Origin of the sequence: Stenotrophomonas sp. ZAC14D1_NAIMI4_1, from assembly GCF_003086775.1 — a bacterium.
GTDB lineage: Bacteria > Pseudomonadota > Gammaproteobacteria > Xanthomonadales > Xanthomonadaceae > Stenotrophomonas.
Window position 1 is genome coordinate 1,442,538 of sequence record NZ_CP026001.1, and the last position, 17,636, is coordinate 1,460,173.

Here is a 17,636-nt window from a genome sequence, read left to right on the forward strand (position 1 = left end):
CCACAGCCCGGATGCTCCGGGTCATCCATTCGACCCGGTGTCTGCCCGAGGGAGGTGTTCTGATGCATCCGGACGTTGCTTCCGGGATGGGCGGCATGCGGGGTCCGTCGTCGCGGCGTGCGCTGCCGCTGATGCTGCTGGCCGGTGCGCTGTTGTCGGCGTGCGGCGCGCACCCACCGCCGCCTGTTTCCGTGCCCGCCGATACGGTGGCTGCGGCGGCAGGTGATCCCGCTTTCGCGCGCATGCTGGCAGGCTTCCATCAGTGCCGCTATGAAGGCCTTTTCGTCAACGATCTTCTGGGGCAGGTGGCCACGGCGCCGGATACGGACTGGTTCCGCGCCCATCCCGGGGCCGCCTGTGGGCGTGACGATGACTTCTATTATTTCTGCATGGACGAACGCTACCGTGGGCTTACGGTGCAGCGCATGGCGCTGCCCGGCACCGGCGGCCTGCCCAGCGTGGCGCTCTACCTGCAGCAGGACGCCGCAACCGCGCGATCCATCCTGCGCCAGCAGCTGGGCGGCGGCTTCCCGTCCTCGGCCGCCTCCGACGCTGGCACGGCCCCTGAGCTGATGGCCGACCCGGCCGATGCCAATCGTTCGATCCTGGTCTGTACGCGCACGTTCTGAGGGTTCCCCGGCCGCTTCCGCCACCCTGGGGTGTCAGTGCTCTGCCTGGTCAATCACGCACAGTGGCGTCTCGCCCGGGCGCAGGGTCAGTACGCGCACGCCCTGTGCTGTCACCGCCACGGTGTGTTCGAACTGCGCCGACAACTTGCCGTCGCGGGTGTACACCGGCCATTCGTCCGGCAGCTGGCGGATGGCCGGCTTGCCCTGGTTGAGCATCGGCTCGATGGTGAACACCATGCCCTCCTGCAGTTCCATGCCGGTGCCGGCGTGGCCGTAGTGCAGGATCTGCGGGTCTTCGTGCATCTCCTGGCCGATGCCGTGGCCGCAGTACTCCTTCACCACGCTGTAGCCGTGGCTGCGCGCATGGCGGGCAATGGCATGGCCGATGTCGCCCAGGCGCGCGCCGGGACGCACTTCGGCGATGCCCTTCCACATGGCCTGGTAGGCCACCTTCACCAGCTTGCGTGCGGCGTAGTCGATCTCGCCCACCGGGTAGGTGGTGCTGGAATCGGCGATGTAGCCGTTCTTTTCCAGGGTGATGTCGAGGTTGACGATCTGCCCGCTGCGCAGCACGTCATCGTGGCTGGGCACGCCGTGGCAGATGACGTTGTCGATGGAGGTATTGAGCACGTACGGAAAGCCGTACTGGCCCTTGCTGGCGGGTCGCGCGTGCAGTTCGTCGACGATCATCCGTTCAACGAAGTCGTTGATGTCCATCGTGCTGCGGCCTTCCAGCGGCAGCGCGTCGAGTGCGGCGAACACCTGCGCGAGCAGCCGCCCGGACTCGGCCATCAGCGCGATCTCGTCGGGGCGCTTGATGATGGCCATCGGCTCAGGCCTGGCCCGCTGGCAGCAGCGGCGGTTGCACGCCGGCCGCGCGCAGCTCGCTGGCGACGATGTCCTGGAAGCTCAGGGTCGGGTTGAGTTCGCACAGCATGCCGACCCGGATCCAGAAGTTGGCCTGGGCGTTGATGGAGCGGCTGGAGACGGTGCAGGCACGACGCAGCTGGTCGTGCAGGGTGTCATCGATGTTGACGATGCCCATGGCGGGTTCTCGATGGGGAATATATGAAGCATATATGATTCATATATTCCCGCTCAAGAGGCCCTCAGCGTGGCGGACGCAGCCGGCGCATCAGCGTTGGGGCGGCGGGCTGTCCCAGCAGCGTGTTCAGCTCGCAGAGCTGCAGGTACTCGGTCGGGTGCAGTGTCACGCCGGACTCGTCGATGTCGGCACACAGCTGGTCCAGTGCCAGCGGCACTTCATTGCGATCCAGCAGGTCCAGGACCATCGCGATGCGATCCTGGGCCAGCCGATCCTCCAGAAGTTGGCCCATCGCGCGCAGGCCAGCGCGTGCATCAGTCTCCATCGCGCGGATGGGCGGCAAAGCGCAGGCGGTTGCCGTCCGGGTCGACCAGCAGCATTTCGCGGGTGCCCCAGTCGGTATCGTGCGGCGGCTGCGGGATGGGCACGCCGGCGGCACTGAACGCGCGGAACACCGCGTCCACGTCATCGACCTTGAAGTACACCGCGCCGCCGGGCTGGCAGTCACCGGCATGTTCGCTGAGGAACAGGGTCTGGCCATCGCGGGTGAGCTGGGCGAACAGCGGCATGCCCGGCCCGAAGCGGTGTTCCCAGTCGACGGAGAAGCCCAGGCCCTGCACGTAGAACGGCAAGGTGGTGTCGGCGTGCAGCATGCGCAGCTGCGGGATGACGGTCTGGGGCATGGCGGCGGTTCCTGATGGGTAGCGTCGAGCTTGCTCGACTGGCTTTGAGATCGCGCCAACGGTAGTCGAGCAAGCTCGACTCTACCAATGCCACGGCAGTTGAGCTTGCTCGGGGTCAGTCATCCACGCCGGGCACGCCTTCAGCCAGCGGCACCCGCGTACCGTCCAGCAGGCCGCGGCTGAGCGTGCCGTTCTCGATGAACAGCAGTTCGCCGTTCTCGCCGTTCTTGATGCTGCTGTCGATGGCGATCACGCGGCCACCATGGAAGCTGCTCACGTGCGGCATCGAGGTGTGGCCGACCACGATCCGCTTCAGCTGCAGCTGGTCGAGCACGGCCTGCACGCCGTTGCTGTCCAGGCGTCCATCGAAGTAACCGCGGTACCAGATCGGGCTGGTCTTGCCGTCATACAGCGGCGCGGTGGCCGGGTTGGCCTTCACCTCGGCCTTGGGCGTGCCCAGCGAGGCCTGGTAGGCGGCATTGGTCGCGGCCGGCTGCAGCGCCAGCTGCACGGCGTCAGGCGAGATGCCACCGTGCAGGAACAGGGTGTCGCCGATCTTCAGCAGCACCGGGCGGGTGCGCAGCCACTGGCCGATCACCGAATCGGCTCCATAGAGCTGCGGATAACTGCGGCCCAGCAGCTGCGCGCTGCGCAGGTACTTGGGATTGACGTAGCGCAGGTCGTCGTACAGCACCATGGTTTCGTGGTTGCCCAGCACGAAATGCACCGCGCCACCGGCCGCTGCGGCCTGCTGCTGCAACCCGTACAGCAGCCAGAACGCCTCGGTCACCTGCGGGCCACGGTCGAACACATCACCGGCAATCACCAGCGTGTCCTTGCCCAGCGCCCACTGGTCCTGCGCATCGATCACCTTGTTGGCGCGCAGCAGGCGCACCAGCAGGCCGTACTGGCCATGGATGTCTGACACCGCAACGATGCGCGGCGTGGCCGGCAGCACCGACACCGAGGGCGCCGCCGGCGGCAGCACATGCACGCTGTGGCCGTAGCCGCACTGCGGCGTGATGTCCGTACCGCTGGTTTGGGCGGGCAGGGTGCGCATCTGCACCTGGTCGCCGCAGATCCACTTCGCCCGCAGCTGGTCGCCGACGCGGAACACATAGGGGCCATCGGCATCGACATGCTCGGCCGGCGCGGCCACCTCGCGTGCCTGCAGCGACGGCGCGCCCAGCAGGGTCAGCGGCAACAGCAGCAGGGCAGGGTGGAGCAGGCGGCGGTGCAGCATGGGCGGTTCCTCGGTGGGCAACAAAAAGGCGGGCCCGAAGGCCCGCCCGTGATGCTACGCCGATGCCCACCCCGGCAGCATGCGCCGAAGGTGGGGGTCACTGTGCGGAGTCGGGTGGCCGGCGCCGCACGGTGGCATCAGAACTTCGCGCGCAGGTTGAACAGCACCCGGCGCGGCTCGCCCCAGTAGCCCGCGTTGAAGAAGCCGACGTTGCGGTAGTAGACCTTGTCGAACAGGTTGGTGACCGTCACGCCCACGCTCAGGTTGTCGTTGATGCGGTAGCGGCCCATCAGGTCGAACAGCACGTAGCCACCCTGGCTCATCTTGCCGGTGGCGGTGACCGGGGTGCCGTTGGGGTTGAAGCGGCCGGTGGGGATCGGCTGCATCTGGTAGATCTCGCTCTGCACGCTGACGCCACCGCCGACCGTCCACTGGCCGTGGCTGTAGGTGGTGTTGAAGCGTGCCAGGTGCATCGGGCTGAAAGTCGCGAAGCGGCTGCCATCAGGGCTGCTGCTGTAGCTGTAGGTGTAGCCGCCGGTCATGCTCCAGTGGTCGTTGATCGAGCCGGACACTTCAAACTCGCCGCCCTGGGTGGTGATGCCCTTGCTGGCGATGTACGGCGAGCCGCCACCTGGAAGCTCGACGTTGATGCCTGCCGGATCCACAACGGCTACGTTGTCCTGCTTCATGTAGAAGCCGTTCAACGCGGTGTACAGGCGTCCGCCGAAGAACTCACCCTTCAGGCCATACTCGTAGTTGCCGCCGGTGGTCGGGTCGAGCAGCTGGTTGTTGATGTCGCGGCGCGCGGTGGCCTGGAACACGTCCGAATAGCTGGCGAAGGCGGTGATGCTGCTGCTGAGGTCGTACAGCACGCCCACGTATGGGGTCAGCTCGTGCGCGGTGGTGCGTGCGCTGCGGCTGGTGAACACACCGTTGACGTCGTAGTTGTCGGTTGTGGTGCGGTAATCGGAATAGCGCGCACCGGCGATGATCTTCAGCGGGTCGATCGGGTTCAGGCGCACGGCGGCGTAGTAGCCTGTCTCGGTGGTGTTCACCGTGTTCGACGGAATGCCGTAGTTGTAGGTGGTCGGCTTGCCGATGTTGCCGTCCCACTCGTAGATGCTTGGGAACGCGTTGACGTTGTACGGGCGCGAGGTGATGCCGGCGCGGATGGTGTCCAGGTCGCGGTCGTAGTGGTTGATGCCCACCACCAGCTCATGCGAACGGCCGAACAGCTGGAACGGGCCGGAGGCGTAGAGGTCGAAGGCATCCTCGCGCGTCTCGGACACCGAGTAGGTATCGGCGATGCGCAGGCCCAGGCCGGTCACGGCATCGGCCCAGTTGCCGGTGTTGGAACCGGCCAGCAGCAGCGAGTCGGTGTCGGTGGCGCGGTGGTTGTAGGCCAGGCGGCCGCTCCAGCCGGCGCCGAGCTGCTGTTCGAGGGTGGCGAAGTAGTTGGTGCTCTGGCGGTTCCACTCGTTCCAGCGCGCCGCGGCGCTGTAGGAACGCGGCATGTGCGCACGCGTGCCGTCGCGGAAGTACAGCGGCGAGGCGCTCCACGCACCGCCATCGGAGCCGGTTTTCAGGTAGTCGATGCCGGCGCGCAGGCGGGTGCTGTCGGTCAGGTCGGCTTCGATGACGCCATACAGACTGGGCGATTTGTCATGCTGGAAGCGCACCCAGCTTTCCTTGTCGGTGTAGGCGCCGACGAAGCGACCGCGCACGCGGCCGCCCTTGCTGAGCGGACCGGACACATCCACTTCCGCGCGCTTGTAGTCCCACGAGCCTGCGCTGAGGCTGGTACTGGCCTGGAAGGTTTCGGTCGGGCGCTTGCGCACCATGTTCACCGTGGCCGACGGATTGCCCGAGCCGGTGACCAGGCCGCTGGCGCCGCGCACCACTTCGATGCGCTCGTAGATGGAGGTGTCGCTGAGGATCGAGTTGCCACCCGAGCCGGTGGTGTAGTTGGTGGGGATGCCATCGAACATGAAGTTGTTGATGGCAAAGCCGCGCGCGTTGAACAGCGTGCGGTTGCTGTCATAGGACTGGATGGTGACGCCCGGGGTCTGCTGCAGCACCTCGGAAATGGTGATGAGGTTGAAATCCTCGATGCGCTGGCGGGTGAACACGGTCAGCGACTGCGGGGTTTCGCGCAGGGTCAGCGGCAGCTTGGTGGCGGTGTTCGTGCCATAGACCTGGTAGCCCTCGGTGCGCTGGGTGACCATCACCCGGTCCAGCTCAGTGGTGGTCGGCGCGCTGTCCTGGGCGAAGGCCGGCGCGGCCGCGCAGGCGAGCGACAAGGCGAGGGCGTTCCGGCGCAGGGCGCCAGGCGAAGGCTGCTTCATGATGGAACCTCTGTTTCTGGATCAGGAACGGGAAGACGGGCGTGGCGCCGGCTTGGCCGGGCTGCGGAAACTGAGCCAGAGCACCATCGCCCCGGCACCGGCGGCGAGCACGCCGCACCAACCAACAAAGCCCTGTGCAATGCCCCAGGCGGCGATGCTGGCCAGCAGGCTGGCGAGCAGCCCGAGCACGCCCAGCCCCTGCAGCAGGCGACGGCGCGGCGTCGGCGGCGCATGGCCGGCCACATCGCGGTGGTGGCGTTCCATTGCCATGGCCAGGCAGGCGAAGGCGGCGGCCGCCAACAGCAGGGCGAGCACGCTCATGCGCCCGCCTCGGCCGGCGTGGTGGCGCGTGCGGTGCGCGGCTTGCGCTGCGCCGGCACGAAACGGTGCACCTTGCGCGCGGCCCACAGCAGGCCGGCGCCGATCAGCAGCAGGCCGATGTCGATGCCGGCCTTGGCGCCATCCCCGGCAGCAAGCGCGGAAAGCAGGCCACCGTGCCACGCCACCAGGTTGTAGAGCGGCAGGCCCAGCGCCAGCACGCCGGCCAGCGCCAGCTGCTCGACCCAGCCGCGACGCGGCGCGCGCAGCATCGCGTGCACCACGCAGGCGGCCCAGGCGTAGAAGAACACCTTCACCTCGGCATCGCTGCGGTTGGCCACGTCCAGCGGCAGCAGGCGGTTGCCCCACAGGAAGGCGATCATCGCCACCGGCAGGCCGGTGACGAAGCCGATGTTCAGGCGTTCGACGATGCGGAAGCCCAGGTGCGGCCGCGCCGGATCCGGCAGCTGGGTGCGCCGCTTCACCGTCCACAGCACCAGCCCGGTGGCCACCATCAGCGTGCCGGCCACGCCGGAAAGGAAGAACAGCCAGCGCATCGTGGTGGGTGCGAAGCGCGCGGCATGCAGGCCGATCATGCCGTCGCGGGTGATGACGGCGGCCGAACGCGGCGGCGCCGCATCCAGCAGGTTGCCGCGCGCATCGAAGGCCAGCGTGTCGGCAGCGCCAGCGATCTGGTCGCCCTGCTGGCGGTGCACGCTGATGCGCATCGCCGCATCGCCAGGCTGTTCGATCTGCAGCGAGGCCGCATGGCCGCCGCCCCACTGCACTTCGGCACGGCGCAGTACCTCGGCCAGCGCCGGCGGGGTCGCGGCGGTGCCGCTGGCTTCGACTTTTTCCGCACGCGGGAACAGTTCGGCGAAGAACGCATCGCGGCCACCGGGGTAGTTGGCATCCACCGCCCACGGCATGTACAGCGTCATCAGGGTGATCAGGCCGGTGTAGGTGATCATCAGGTGGAACGGCAGCGACAGCACGGCCAGTGCGTTGTGGCCGTCCAGCCAGCTGCGCTGGCCCTTGCCCCGGCGGAAGGTGAAGAAGTCGGTGAAGATCTTCTTGTGGGTGATGACCCCGCTGATCAGCGCGATCAGCATCAGCATCGAGCAGGCGCTGATGAACCAGCGTGCCCACAGCACCGGCACGTAGTGCAGGTCGAAGTGCAGGCGATAGAAGAAGTTGCCGCCGCGCGTCTCGCGCACCTGCACCGGCTTGCCGTCGGCATCCAGCGTGGCCTGGTTCGGGTTGCGCTGGCCGCGGCGGCGTTCCTTCTCGCCCTGTGGCTGCCAGCTGACGGCGGTCGCGCTGCTGCGCGAGTCGGGCAGTTCGATGCTCCAGCGCTGCGCATCCGGCGCGGTGCGGGCGAGGAACTGCTGGGCCTGGCTGACAGCCGTGGCGCTGCTGGCGGGCAGGCCGATTTCCGGCTGCATCCAGCGGGTCAGTTCTTCCTTCCAGTACGCAGCCGTGCCGGCAATGAAGATCAGGAACAGCACCCAGCCGACCACCAGGCCCGACCAGGTATGCAGTACCGATTGCGATTGGCGGATGCCACCCAGATTGCTCATGCCACGCCCCCGCGCAGCAGCCAGGCAAGCAGCGCGCCCAGGCCACCGGCAACCAGCAGGCCCAACGTGGCGCGCAGGGTGCTGCGTGCGGCATAGGCCCAGATCGCGGCCAGCACGTAGACCACGAAGGCGGCCATGGTGGCGACCAGGGTGGCATCGGCCTTGGCGCCGGGCAGCAGGCGCGCCAGTGCGGCGGCCCAGCCGGCGGCCACGGCATAGCCACCGAGCAGGCCGAGCAGGCCACGGGCCCACAGCAGGCCATGGCCGTTACCGCGCGGCACGCGCTTGGCCGGCGCGGTGCCGGCAGCAGGAGAGGAAGAGGGTGCGGCCATAGCCGATGTCAATAGGAATCGTCTGCAATTGCGAGCGAATGCTATTTGACACCGGTAGCGCTGTCGAGTCCCCCATTCGGGGGAGGCGCTGTTTCAGAGCTTGCGCACCACGGCCTGCTCCGCGCCGATGGCGTGGCCGGCCGCGTTCTGCGGCTGCATGTAAGCCAGGGCGCTGCCGGTGCCGCGCTCGACCAGGGTGGAGTGGGCCTCGCCGGGGCTGAAGCGATGGCGTTCGCCCCATTGGCGCAGGGCCACCAGCAGCGGGAACAGGTCGCGCCCGGCCGCAGTCAGCACGTAGTCCTGGTAGGCGCTGCCATCGGCGGCGGGCTGCTGCACCAGCAGGCCGGCCTCCACCAGCCGGCGCAGGCGGTCGCTGAGGATGTTGCGGGCGGCGCCGAGGCTGCGCTGGAAATCACCGAAGCGGGTGATGCCGTCGAAGGCATCGCGGATGACCAGCAGCGCCCAGCGGTCGCCGAGCAGATCGGCACTGCGGGCCACGGGGCAGGGGCTGTCGGCGTGCATGGCGGCGTCCGGGGTGTGGAATGTGGTTGCAGTTTAAAACCGCTGGCGCTACCGTGCATCCAGTTTCGATATGCAACCACATTGATGAGCACTCCCGTATCGCGGCCATTGCTGGGCTTGCTGGCCGTCGCCGCCGGCGCCAGCGTGGCCAATGTCTACTATGCCCAGCCCCTGCTGGAGCGGCTGGCGCAGGCGTTCGCGCTGGATACGGCCGTCGCCGGTGGGGTGCTGGCCGCGACCCAGGTGGGCAGCGTGCTGGCCCTGCTCGGCCTGCTGCCGCTGGCTGACCGCGGTGACCGGCGGCGCCTGCTGCGCGTGCAGTTGCTGGCCCTGGTGGCCGCCCTCGTCCTGCTGGCAAGCGCCCGCACGGCCCCCTGGCTGCTGGCGGGCATGCTGCTGGCCGGGCTGCTGGGTACGGCACTCACCCAGGGCCTGATCGCCTACACGGCCACGCTGGCGCCGGCCGCGCAGCGCGGTCGCATGGTGGGCGTGGTGCAGGGCGGGGTGTTCATCGGCCTGCTGTCGGCGCGCGTGCTGTCCGGCAGCGTGGCCGCGGTGGGCGGATGGCGTGCGGTCTACCTGCTGTCGGCAGTGCTGATGGCCCTGCTGGCACTGCTGCTGTGGCGGCGGCTGCCGGCCTTGCCAGTACCGGCAACGCCACCGTCATGGCGGGCGCTGCTGGCGTCGATGGCCACGCTGCTGCGCGACGACCGCGCGCTGCGTGAGCGCGGGCCGCTGGCGCTGCTGCTGTTTGCGGGCCTCAACGTGTTCTGGGCGGCGGCGCCGTTGCCGCTGTCGGCGCCACCGTTGCACTGGTCCACCGCCGCGATCGGTGCACTGGGCGTGGCAGGCATTGTCGGCGCGCTGCTGGCCGCGCGCGTGGGCCACTGGATGGATCGTGGTTTCGCGGTGCGTGTCAGCCTGGCCGCGCTGCTGCTGATGCTGGCGGCGTGGTGGCCGCTGCTGGGGCTGCCGCACTCGCTGGCGTTGCTGCTGCTGGGCGTGGTGCTGCTGGACCTGGGCGGGCAGGCGCTGCACGTAGCCAACCAGGCGCTGCTGCTGCGCGCACCGGTTGAACAGCATGGGCGCCTGGTGGCGCTGTACATGCTGTTCTATGCGGTGGGCAGTGGCAGTGGCGCGGCGGCCGGCACCTGGATGCAGGCGCGCCATGGCTGGGGCGCGGTGTGCCTGCTGGGGGCCGGCATCGCGGCGCTGGCGCTGTTGTGGTGGGCGCTGTGCCGCCTGCGCCGCCAGCCGTGCGGCGCGAGGGAATATTCAGCGTTGCAGGGCACGGCGCCCGGGTGCGTCGGGCAGGGTGGCATCAGCCAGCACCACCCGGTTGCGTCCGCCACGCTTGGCGGCGTACATCGCTGCATCGGCACGCGCCATCAGCCGCTCGTAGTCAGGGTGGCCATCGTGGGCGGCCACGCCGATGCTGGCGCTGAGGTCCAGCTGCTGGCCGTTGGCCAGGCTGACCGGCGACTGCGCGATCTGTCGCCGCAGGCTTTCAGCGATCACCATCGCCTGCGATTCGCTGGCGGCCACCAGCACCACCACGAACTCTTCGCCGCCGTAGCGGAACAGGTAATCGCTGCCACGGGTCAGCTGCCCCAGCAGGGCGGCCACGTGCTGCAACGCGCGGTCACCGGCGTCGTGGCCATGGCCATCGTTGATCGCCTTGAAGTGGTCCAGGTCCAGCAACAGCAGCGAGAAAGGCGTCTGGTTGCGCGTGGCCAGCTCAATTTCCCGGCGCAGCACGGTCGGCAGGAAGCGGCGGTTGAGCAGGTTGGTCAGTGCATCGCTGCCCGCATCCAGTTCGCCGATGCGCTCGAACAGCAGCGTCATCAGGCTGCGGATGGTGGCCAGGTCTTCGCGGATGGGCGGCAGCACGGCCAGCCGCTGTGCGGTGTCATCGCTCTTGGCGCGCACCAGGCAGGCGTCGATGCGCGCGACCAGGCGGGACACCTGCTGGGTCTCGCTGCTTTCGCCGAAGCTGGGCACGCCCTTGTGGGTGAACCACAGGCCGAACTCGGACGTGGCCAGGCTCGCGCCTTCGCCATCGCAGGTGTGGCCGGCCAAGGTGTACAACAGGGTGTTTTCCCAGTCCAGCAGCAGTGCACGCTGGCGCTCGCGTTCGGTGCTCACGTTCTGCACCAGCGAGAACAGGCGATATGCCGCATCGGTACGCGATGAGCGCTCGCGGGCATGGGTATAGGCCAGGGTCATGCCTTCCATGGCGATGTCCATGGTTGCACTGAGGCAATCGATGGCGGCGAACGCCGTATCCGCATCACTGGCCAGGCCACGCAGGCGCACGAACAGTTCGTGCTTGAGCACGCGCGCACCGCGGGTGACGAGGTCCACGGGAATGCCGACCCGTGCATGGACATCGCCGATCACACGCTGCGCGGCCACCGCCATGGCCACGCCTCCGGCATCGGTGCACAGCAGCTGGTTCAGCCAGCGCTGCATGGCGGGCTGCAGGCGATCCTTCACCTGCTCGTGGGACAGGAAGCGGCGCGCACGGGCATCCTGCAGCAGGACGTCGTAGAAGCGCTGTGCCAGCGCGGGCGGTGCATCCTGCGCGACCTGCCGCAGCAGCGCGGTCGCTGCGGGGCCAGCCTGCAGCAGGCAGTACTGCCAGGCGTCGGCCAGCGGTTTGCTGGCCTCATCCAGTTGGGGTGTGTCCACGTCGGTATCCAGCGGCGTACGGCAAACCACCGGTATCGGCAGCGCGGGTGTACGGTTGATGGGGGGCGAGCCGGCAGTTTAAGCGGCATGCAGCGTGCCTGCATCGATGGCAGGGCGGCGACGCCTGCAATGTTATAAACAGCGTAATAGTCTCCCGCGGCCACCGCGCGTAGCCTGACCGCATTGCACAGGAGCTTTGCCATGGGCCACGACCACGACCACCTGCCATCGGAAATCCGCCACGAGAAACCGTTGTGGTGGGCGCTCGGCCTGACCACCACGTTCCTGGTGGTGGAGGTGGTGGGTGCGTTCTGGACCAACAGCCTGGCCCTGCTGTCCGATGCCGCGCACATGGCCACCGATACGTTGGCACTGATGATCGCGCTGGTGGCGGTGCGGCTGAGCCGGCGCCCGCCGGATGCGCGACGCACTTACGGCTATGCGCGGCTGGAAGCGCTGGGCGCGATGATCAATGGCGCGATGCTGTTCGTCGTTGCCGGCTACATCCTGTGGGAAGCCATTGCGCGCTTCCGCCAGCCGCAGGAGATCGCATCGACCGGCATGCTGGTGATCGCAGCGATCGGCCTGGTCATCAACCTCATTTCGATGCGCCTGCTGCAGGCCGGCAGCGGTGAAAGCCTCAACGTGAAAGGCGCCTACCTGGAAGTGTGGGCGGACATGCTGGGCTCGGTGGCGGTGATCGTTGGCGCGCTGCTGATCCGCTGGACCGGCTGGAAGCCGATCGATCCGATCCTTGCCGTGCTGATCGGCCTGTGGGTGCTGCCGCGCACCTGGGTGCTGATGCGCGAAGCCATCAACGTGCTGCTGGAAGGCGTGCCCAAGGGGACCGATGTGGCCAAGGTGCGCGCAGGCTTGAGTGCGCATGCCGCCGTGCTGGACGTGCACGACCTGCACGTGTGGGCACTGGCATCAAGCACCCCCGCGCTGACCGCGCACGTGGTGATGCGCGATGGCACCGACGCCGACGCGCTGCGCCGTGAACTGGGCGCACGCCTGCACGAGGAGTTCGGCATCGATCATGTGACCCTGCAGATCGAGGCTGACCACTGCGGCGAAGCGTGCGGGGAGCCGGCCAGGCACGAACATGACCATGACCATGACCATGATGTGCAGGGTCATCATGGCCACGTGCACCGGTGACAGATCCCGACTGGGTCGCGTCGGCTGGGTAGAGTCGACTGGGTAGAGTCGACTGTTAGTCGACTGCTCTTGGCGGAAAACCCCGAAAACCCCGCGCTGCGCGCGGTAGTCGACTAACAGTCGACTCTACCCTCATCGCGGCGCGAGGCCAGGCGGTCGGCGAGGCGGGTCGGTTCGGGCAGGCGATAGCCGCGCAGCGTGCGCTGCACCCAGGCCAGCGCGGTATCGGCGCTGACCCGGTGGCCGCCCGACACGAACAACGGCTTGCAGCGGGCCTTGCTGCGCAGCACCCAGCCCAGCTGTTCATCCCCCTGCAGCAGCGGCGCATGCGCGCCGGGCTCGGCGCCGGGTTCGACGTACTGGCCGACCAGCTTCGACTTGGCCACGCCGATGCTCGGCAGGTCGGTCACCACGCCCAGGTGTGCGGCCACGCCCAGGCGCCGCGGGTGGCTGATGCCATGGCCATCGACGAACACCAGGTCCGGGGTGCGTGGCAGCTGCGCCAACGCGGCCAGCAGTGCCGGCAGTTCGCGGAAGCTGAGCAGGCCGGGGATGTAGGGCATCACCGTGGGAATGCGCGCGATTTCCTGCGCCACCGGCTGCAGGGTGGTGGCATCAAGCAGCACGGCGGCCGCGCGGGTGGTCGCCCCGTTGTCCTCGAAGCCCACGTCCAGCCCGGCCAGCCAGCGCGGCGCGGCCAGCAGCCGGTCCTGGCGCTCGACGCGGCTGGCCAGCTGCACCTGGTGTGCGCGGGCGGCGGCGACGCTGCCTTGCCAGTGGCCCGGATCGATCACGGTCTTCATCGGCCCGGAGCATGGCATGACCGCTGCCACGGCGCGGTGAGCGTGGCCGGGGCTACAATGTCCGCCTGCCTACCCTCGCGTTGGAGATCCTGCAGTGACCCGTAAACTCGTACTGTTGCGCCACGGCCAGAGCCAGTGGAACCTGGACAACCGCTTCACCGGCTGGGTCGATGTCGACCTGACCGACCAGGGCCGCAGCGAGGCCGCCAACGCCGGCCGCCTGATGCGCGAAGAGGGCCTGCAGTTCGACGTCGCCCACACCTCGGTGCTCAAGCGCGCCATCCACACCCTGCAGGGCGCGCTGGCCGAACTGGGCCAGGACTGGCTGCCGGTCAACAAGTCCTGGCGCCTGAACGAGCGCCACTATGGTGGCCTGCAGGGCCTGGACAAGGCCGAGACCGCCGCCAAGCACGGCGAGGAGCAGGTCAAGGTGTGGCGTCGTTCGTACGACATCCCGCCGCCGCCGATGGAGCTGGAAGACCCGGGCCACCCGATCCACGACCGCCGCTACGCCGGCCTGGACCGCAACGCGCTGCCGGGTACCGAATCGCTGGCGACCACGCTGGACCGCGTGCTGCCGTACTGGCATGACGCCATCGCGCCGCAGCTGAAGGAGGGCAAGACCGTGCTGGTCACCGCCCACGGCAACTCGCTGCGCGCGCTGTACAAGTACCTCAACAACGTCTCGCGCGAGGAGATCCTCGAGCTGAACATCCCGACCGGCATCCCGCTGCTGTTCGAACTGAACGACGACCTGACCGTGAAGTCGTTCCGCTATCTGGGCGACCCGGAAGCCGCCCGCAAGGCCGCTGAAGCCGTGGCCAACCAGGGCAAGGCAAAGTAAAGCACAAGGCCGGCGCAAGCCGGCCTTTCCTTTTGTAGCGTCGAGCCATGCTCGACTGCCGCTGTCGCAACCCAGTAGAGCCACCCCATGGGTGGCTGCATCCGTCGGCTACGAAGGACCCAGCAGGCGCACCCTCGGAGGCTGCAATCCAGCAATGTCGATGACGTGGTCCTGGCATATCACTTGATAGTGCGCGAATGGGCCGGGGTAACGGGTGTCGGCGAAGGTGGCATGGTCCAGATAATCGAGGAACTTCGACCGGCTGTAGCGGCGGAACCGGTTGCCGCTCCAATCTTCGGAGTCATCGCCGCTCTGGTAACACTCGTTGTGCACGACATAGCTGATGTAGTCATCCCATACCAGCTCGAAGCGCTGCGAATCGGAGGTTATCTCTATCGCGCGCACGTCATCGATCCAATGTCCCTGGCCGAAATTCACGCGGCGGGGTTCTCCTGTCACCCGTCCCTCCTCGATGACCAGCCGCAGACAGTTGACCTCCGGTTCGCCAATATCCGTCAGGAACAGATAATCGCAGGTGTCAAGGGCCTGTAGCAGCGCAGCTTCGTCCATGGGCGCGAGGTCCGGTGATCGGGAAGACAAGAGTACCGGCATGCAGTTGGTTGGCGATGCCACGGCCCCTGTGACCTTTGGCCGGTCCCCCGCACCGCCGTGGCCGCTACGCTGGACGATTCGCCGTCGGAGAGAGACTCCATGAACGTCCGCAACCTGGTCCCGCTGGGCCTGACCATCGCCATCGCTGCGTCGCTGGCTGCCTGTGGCAAGAACGAAACCGCGCCGGCCGCCACCGCCGATGCCAAGCCGGCCTTCGATCAGTCGCAGATCAAGACCCCGCTGATCTCGCTCAACAGCGCCGACCTGGATCCGTCCATCGCCGCCTGTACCGACCTCAACGGCTTCGTCAACAGCAAGTGGCTGCAGGCCAACCCGGTGCCGGGCGACCAGACCACCTGGGGCAGCTTCGAGATCCTGCGCGAGCGCTCGCTGGAAGTGCAGCACGCGCTGGTCGAACAGGCCGCCGCCAGCCAGGCCAAGGCCGGCTCGGTGGAAGCCAAGATCGGTGACATCTGGAAGACCGGCAACGACGAAGCCAAGATCGAGGCCGCCGGCCTGACCCCGCTGCAGCCGCAGCTGGACAAGATCGCCGCGCTGAACGACACCGCCGCCATCACCCAGTACCTGCGCGACAGCCAGGCTGAAGGCAAGGGCGTGCTGTTCTCGCTGTTCGGCAACGCCGACTACAAGGATTCGGCCAACGTCATCGCCTACGTCGGCCAAGGCGGCCTGGGCCTGCCGGAAAAGGGCTACTACTTCGACGAATCGCAGGCCAAGATCCGTGACGCCTACGTGGCCTACATCGCCCAGGTGCTGACCCTGTCGGGCATGGACGCTGCGCAGGCCGCCGAGCAGGCCAAGGCCGTGATGGCCTTTGAAACCCGCCTGGCCAAGGCATCGATGTCGCGTATCGAAATGCGCGACCCGGCCAAGCGCTACAACCCGCTCAGCGCCGCCGACGCCGACAAGCTGACCCCGAACTTCAGCTGGACCGCGCTGTTTGACACCCTGAAGGTGCCGGCCGCGCAGAAGTTCTCGCTGGCCCAGCCGGGCTTCTTCGGTGAAATGGACAAGATGCTGGCCGACGTGCCGGCCAGCACCTGGCAGGCGTACCTGCGCTTCCACACCATCGACGACGCCTCGCCGTACCTGAGCAGCCAGTTCGAGAAGGCCAACTTCGATTTCTACGGCACCACCCTGCGTGGCCAGAAGGAAATGCAGCCGCGCTGGAAGCGCGTGCTGGAATCGGTGAACGGTGGCATGGGTGAAGCCCTGGGCCAGCTGTACGTCGATGCGGTGTTCCCGGCTGAATCGAAGGTCGCCATGCAGCACCTGGTGGAGAACCTGTCGCAGGCGCTGAAGGCACGCCTGGAGCAGCTGCCGTGGATGGGCGAGGAAACCAAGAAGAAGGCCATTGAAAAGTGGGCCAGCTTCACCCCGAAGATCGGTTACCCGGACAAGTGGCGTGACTGGGCCGGCCTGCAGACCAACGGTGACAGCTACCTGGGCAACATGCAGGCGGCACGCGCGTTCAACTACCGCTACATGCTGGACAAGATCGGCAAGCCGGTGGACAAGACCGAGTGGGGCATGACCCCGCAGACCGTCAACGCCTACTACAACGCGACCAAGAACGAGATCGTGTTCCCGGCGGCGATCCTGCAGGCGCCGTTCTTCGACGCCAAGGCCGATCCGGCGCTGAACTACGGCGGCATCGGTGCGGTCATCGGCCACGAGATGATGCACGGCTACGATGATTCGGGCAGCCAGTTCGCCGCCAACGGCAACTTCGACAACTGGTGGACCGACGGCGACCGCAAGGCCTTCACCGAGCGTACCGACAAGCTGGTCGCGCAGTTCGACGGCTACGAGTCGGTGCCGGGCGTGTTCGTGAAGGGCAAGCTGACCCTGGGCGAGAACATCGGTGACCTGGGCGGCCTGACCGTGGCCTACGACGCACTGCAGATGGCCCTGAAGGAAGATCCGAAGGCGAATGTCGACGTCGATGGCCACAGCCAGGACCAGCGCTTCTTCATGAACTGGGCCACCGTGTGGCGCCGCAACTTCACCGATGGCGAACTGCGCGTGCGCCTGAACACCGATCCGCACGCACCGGCCAACTTCCGCGCCAACGGTGCGCCGTCGAACATGCCGTCCTTCGCCGCTGCGTTCCAGTGCAAGGCAGGTGATGCGATGGTGCGCGCCGACGACAAGCGCGTCGTGATCTGGTAATCGATCGCACGTGATGCGTGATGCAGAAGGCCCGGCGAAAGCCGGGCCTTTTGCATGGCGGAACGGTGACCCGGTAGAGTCGACCGTTGGTCGACTATCGCGCGTAGCGCGCGGTTTTGGCGGTCTGCGCGAAGGGCAGTCGACCAACGGTCGACTCTACCTGTCTGGCGGAACGGTGACCCGGTAGAGTCGACCGTTGGTCGACTATCGCGCGTAGCGCGCGGTTTTGGCGGTCTGCGCGAAGGGCAGTCGACCAACGGTCGACTCTACCTGTCTGGCGGAACGGTGACCCGGTAGAGTCGACCGTTGGCCGACTATCGCGCGCAGCGCGGGGTTTTCGCGGTCTGCGCGAAGGGCAGTCGACCAACGGTCGACTCTACCTGTCTGGCGGAACGGTGACCCGGTAGAGTCGACCGTTGGTCGACTATCGCGCGCAGCGCGGGGTTTTCGCGGTCTGCGCGAAGAGCAGTCGACCAACGGTCGACTCTACCTGTCTGGCGGAACGGTGACCCGGTAGAGTCGACCGCTGGTCGACCATCGCGCGCAGCGCGGGGTTCTGGCGGTCTGTGCGAAGGGCAGTCGACCAACGGTCGACTCTACCTGTCTGGCGGAACGGTGACCCGGTAGAGTCGACC

General features: G+C 67.6%; 17 protein-coding genes and 1 pseudogene. 5 read left to right on the top strand and 13 right to left on the bottom strand.

Annotated features, from left to right (window positions below; all coding sequences use genetic code 11):
- Window positions 1-11 precede the first annotated feature (11 nt).
- A complete protein-coding gene (locus C1927_RS06680; RefSeq protein ID WP_159095316.1) occupies window positions 12-629 on the top strand; it encodes a hypothetical protein in 618 nt (205 codons plus the stop codon).
- Window positions 630-662: 33 nt separating this feature from the next.
- On the opposite strand, the gene map is transcribed toward C1927_RS06680, so the two are convergent.
- The 10 genes from map to C1927_RS06730 form a co-directional block, all read right to left on the bottom strand.
- Window positions 663-1,451: a type I methionyl aminopeptidase gene (map, locus tag C1927_RS06685; RefSeq protein WP_174208720.1), complete on the bottom strand. Its 789-nt coding sequence runs from the start codon at window positions 1,449-1,451 to the stop codon at window positions 663-665.
- A gap of 10 nt (window positions 1,452-1,461) precedes the next feature.
- Entirely contained in the window at window positions 1,462-1,674 is a 213-nt protein-coding gene (locus tag C1927_RS06690) for a ParD-like family protein (protein ID WP_079221179.1), read from the bottom strand.
- Between the two features lie 64 nt (window positions 1,675-1,738).
- Window positions 1,739-1,999, bottom strand: coding sequence for a MafI family immunity protein (locus tag C1927_RS06695; RefSeq protein WP_108746248.1), 261 nt, complete (start codon window positions 1,997-1,999; stop codon window positions 1,739-1,741).
- Window positions 1,989-2,357: a VOC family protein gene (locus C1927_RS06700; protein WP_108746249.1), complete on the bottom strand. Its 369-nt coding sequence runs from the start codon at window positions 2,355-2,357 to the stop codon at window positions 1,989-1,991. The genes C1927_RS06695 and C1927_RS06700 overlap by 11 nt, the downstream gene beginning before the upstream one ends.
- Window positions 2,358-2,472: 115 nt before the next feature.
- A complete protein-coding gene (locus C1927_RS06705) occupies window positions 2,473-3,600 on the bottom strand; it encodes a metallophosphoesterase (RefSeq protein WP_108746250.1) in 1,128 nt (375 codons plus the stop codon).
- Window positions 3,601-3,737: 137 nt separating this feature from the next.
- Window positions 3,738-5,945, bottom strand: coding sequence for a TonB-dependent siderophore receptor (locus C1927_RS06710; protein ID WP_108746251.1), 2,208 nt, complete (start codon window positions 5,943-5,945; stop codon window positions 3,738-3,740).
- Window positions 5,946-5,966: 21 nt separating this feature from the next.
- Complete coding sequence (locus C1927_RS06715) at window positions 5,967-6,266, bottom strand: DUF3325 domain-containing protein (protein ID WP_108746252.1); 300 nt, start codon at window positions 6,264-6,266, stop codon at window positions 5,967-5,969.
- Complete coding sequence (locus C1927_RS06720; RefSeq protein ID WP_108746253.1) at window positions 6,263-7,843, bottom strand: PepSY-associated TM helix domain-containing protein; 1,581 nt, start codon at window positions 7,841-7,843, stop codon at window positions 6,263-6,265. The genes C1927_RS06715 and C1927_RS06720 overlap by 4 nt, the downstream gene beginning before the upstream one ends.
- Window positions 7,840-8,175: a hypothetical protein gene (locus C1927_RS06725; protein WP_216821175.1), complete on the bottom strand. Its 336-nt coding sequence runs from the start codon at window positions 8,173-8,175 to the stop codon at window positions 7,840-7,842. Before C1927_RS06725 ends, C1927_RS06720 begins: the two co-directional genes overlap by 4 nt.
- Before the next feature lie 93 nt (window positions 8,176-8,268).
- On the bottom strand, window positions 8,269-8,697 hold the full coding sequence (locus C1927_RS06730; protein ID WP_079221186.1) for a helix-turn-helix domain-containing protein: 429 nt from the start codon (window positions 8,695-8,697) through the stop codon (window positions 8,269-8,271).
- 84 nt (window positions 8,698-8,781) lie between these two features.
- On the opposite strand from C1927_RS06730, the pseudogene C1927_RS06735 reads away from it, so the two are divergent.
- Window positions 8,782-9,930, top strand: a pseudogene (locus C1927_RS06735) (MFS transporter); the annotation flags it as partial.
- A gap of 42 nt (window positions 9,931-9,972) precedes the next feature.
- Here C1927_RS06735 and C1927_RS06740 read toward each other — a convergent pair.
- Window positions 9,973-11,388 carry a GGDEF domain-containing protein gene (locus C1927_RS06740; protein WP_108746254.1) on the bottom strand — a complete coding sequence of 472 codons (1,416 nt, stop codon included), beginning with the start codon at window positions 11,386-11,388 and terminating at the stop codon, window positions 9,973-9,975.
- A gap of 201 nt (window positions 11,389-11,589) precedes the next feature.
- Between C1927_RS06740 and C1927_RS06745 the strand changes: the two genes are divergently transcribed.
- Window positions 11,590-12,549, top strand: a complete 960-nt coding sequence (locus C1927_RS06745) for a cation diffusion facilitator family transporter (protein WP_079221189.1) — start codon at window positions 11,590-11,592, stop codon at window positions 12,547-12,549.
- A 113-nt stretch (window positions 12,550-12,662) separates the two neighbouring features.
- On the opposite strand, the gene nfi is transcribed toward C1927_RS06745, so the two are convergent.
- Window positions 12,663-13,352: a deoxyribonuclease V gene (nfi, locus tag C1927_RS06750; RefSeq protein WP_108746255.1), complete on the bottom strand. Its 690-nt coding sequence runs from the start codon at window positions 13,350-13,352 to the stop codon at window positions 12,663-12,665.
- Between the two features lie 94 nt (window positions 13,353-13,446).
- Here nfi and gpmA point away from each other — a divergent pair, with 94 nt between their 5' ends.
- On the top strand, window positions 13,447-14,196 hold the full coding sequence (gene gpmA, locus C1927_RS06755) for a 2,3-diphosphoglycerate-dependent phosphoglycerate mutase (RefSeq protein WP_079221191.1): 750 nt from the start codon (window positions 13,447-13,449) through the stop codon (window positions 14,194-14,196).
- Window positions 14,197-14,304: 108 nt separating this feature from the next.
- Here the strand turns inward: gpmA and C1927_RS06760 are convergent, their stop codons facing one another.
- Window positions 14,305-14,766: a hypothetical protein gene (locus C1927_RS06760; protein WP_108746256.1), complete on the bottom strand. Its 462-nt coding sequence runs from the start codon at window positions 14,764-14,766 to the stop codon at window positions 14,305-14,307.
- A gap of 141 nt (window positions 14,767-14,907) precedes the next feature.
- Here C1927_RS06760 and C1927_RS06765 point away from each other — a divergent pair, with 141 nt between their 5' ends.
- Window positions 14,908-17,001, top strand: a complete 2,094-nt coding sequence (locus C1927_RS06765; RefSeq protein WP_108746257.1) for a M13-type metalloendopeptidase — start codon at window positions 14,908-14,910, stop codon at window positions 16,999-17,001.
- Window positions 17,002-17,636: the final 635 nt, after the last annotated feature.

Excerpts from the sequence above, each read along its gene's own strand:
- C1927_RS06680 (WP_159095316.1), top strand. The coding sequence starts at position 12 with ATGCTCCGGGTCATCCATTCGACCCGGTGTCTGCCCGAGGGAGGTGTT.
- C1927_RS06690 (WP_079221179.1), bottom strand. The coding sequence starts at position 1,674 with ATGGGCATCGTCAACATCGATGACACCCTGCACGACCAGCTGCGTCGT.
- C1927_RS06695 (WP_108746248.1), bottom strand. The coding sequence starts at position 1,999 with ATGGAGACTGATGCACGCGCTGGCCTGCGCGCGATGGGCCAACTTCTG.
- C1927_RS06700 (WP_108746249.1), bottom strand. The coding sequence starts at position 2,357 with ATGCCCCAGACCGTCATCCCGCAGCTGCGCATGCTGCACGCCGACACC.
- C1927_RS06705 (WP_108746250.1), bottom strand. The coding sequence starts at position 3,600 with ATGCTGCACCGCCGCCTGCTCCACCCTGCCCTGCTGCTGTTGCCGCTG.
- C1927_RS06710 (WP_108746251.1), bottom strand. The coding sequence starts at position 5,945 with ATGAAGCAGCCTTCGCCTGGCGCCCTGCGCCGGAACGCCCTCGCCTTG.
- C1927_RS06715 (WP_108746252.1), bottom strand. The coding sequence starts at position 6,266 with ATGAGCGTGCTCGCCCTGCTGTTGGCGGCCGCCGCCTTCGCCTGCCTG.
- C1927_RS06720 (WP_108746253.1), bottom strand. The coding sequence starts at position 7,843 with ATGAGCAATCTGGGTGGCATCCGCCAATCGCAATCGGTACTGCATACC.
- C1927_RS06725 (WP_216821175.1), bottom strand. The coding sequence starts at position 8,175 with ATGGCCGCACCCTCTTCCTCTCCTGCTGCCGGCACCGCGCCGGCCAAG.
- C1927_RS06730 (WP_079221186.1), bottom strand. The coding sequence starts at position 8,697 with ATGCACGCCGACAGCCCCTGCCCCGTGGCCCGCAGTGCCGATCTGCTC.
- C1927_RS06745 (WP_079221189.1), top strand. The coding sequence starts at position 11,590 with ATGGGCCACGACCACGACCACCTGCCATCGGAAATCCGCCACGAGAAA.
- nfi (WP_108746255.1), bottom strand. The coding sequence starts at position 13,352 with ATGAAGACCGTGATCGATCCGGGCCACTGGCAAGGCAGCGTCGCCGCC.
- C1927_RS06760 (WP_108746256.1), bottom strand. The coding sequence starts at position 14,766 with ATGGACGAAGCTGCGCTGCTACAGGCCCTTGACACCTGCGATTATCTG.
- C1927_RS06765 (WP_108746257.1), top strand. The coding sequence starts at position 14,908 with ATGAACGTCCGCAACCTGGTCCCGCTGGGCCTGACCATCGCCATCGCT.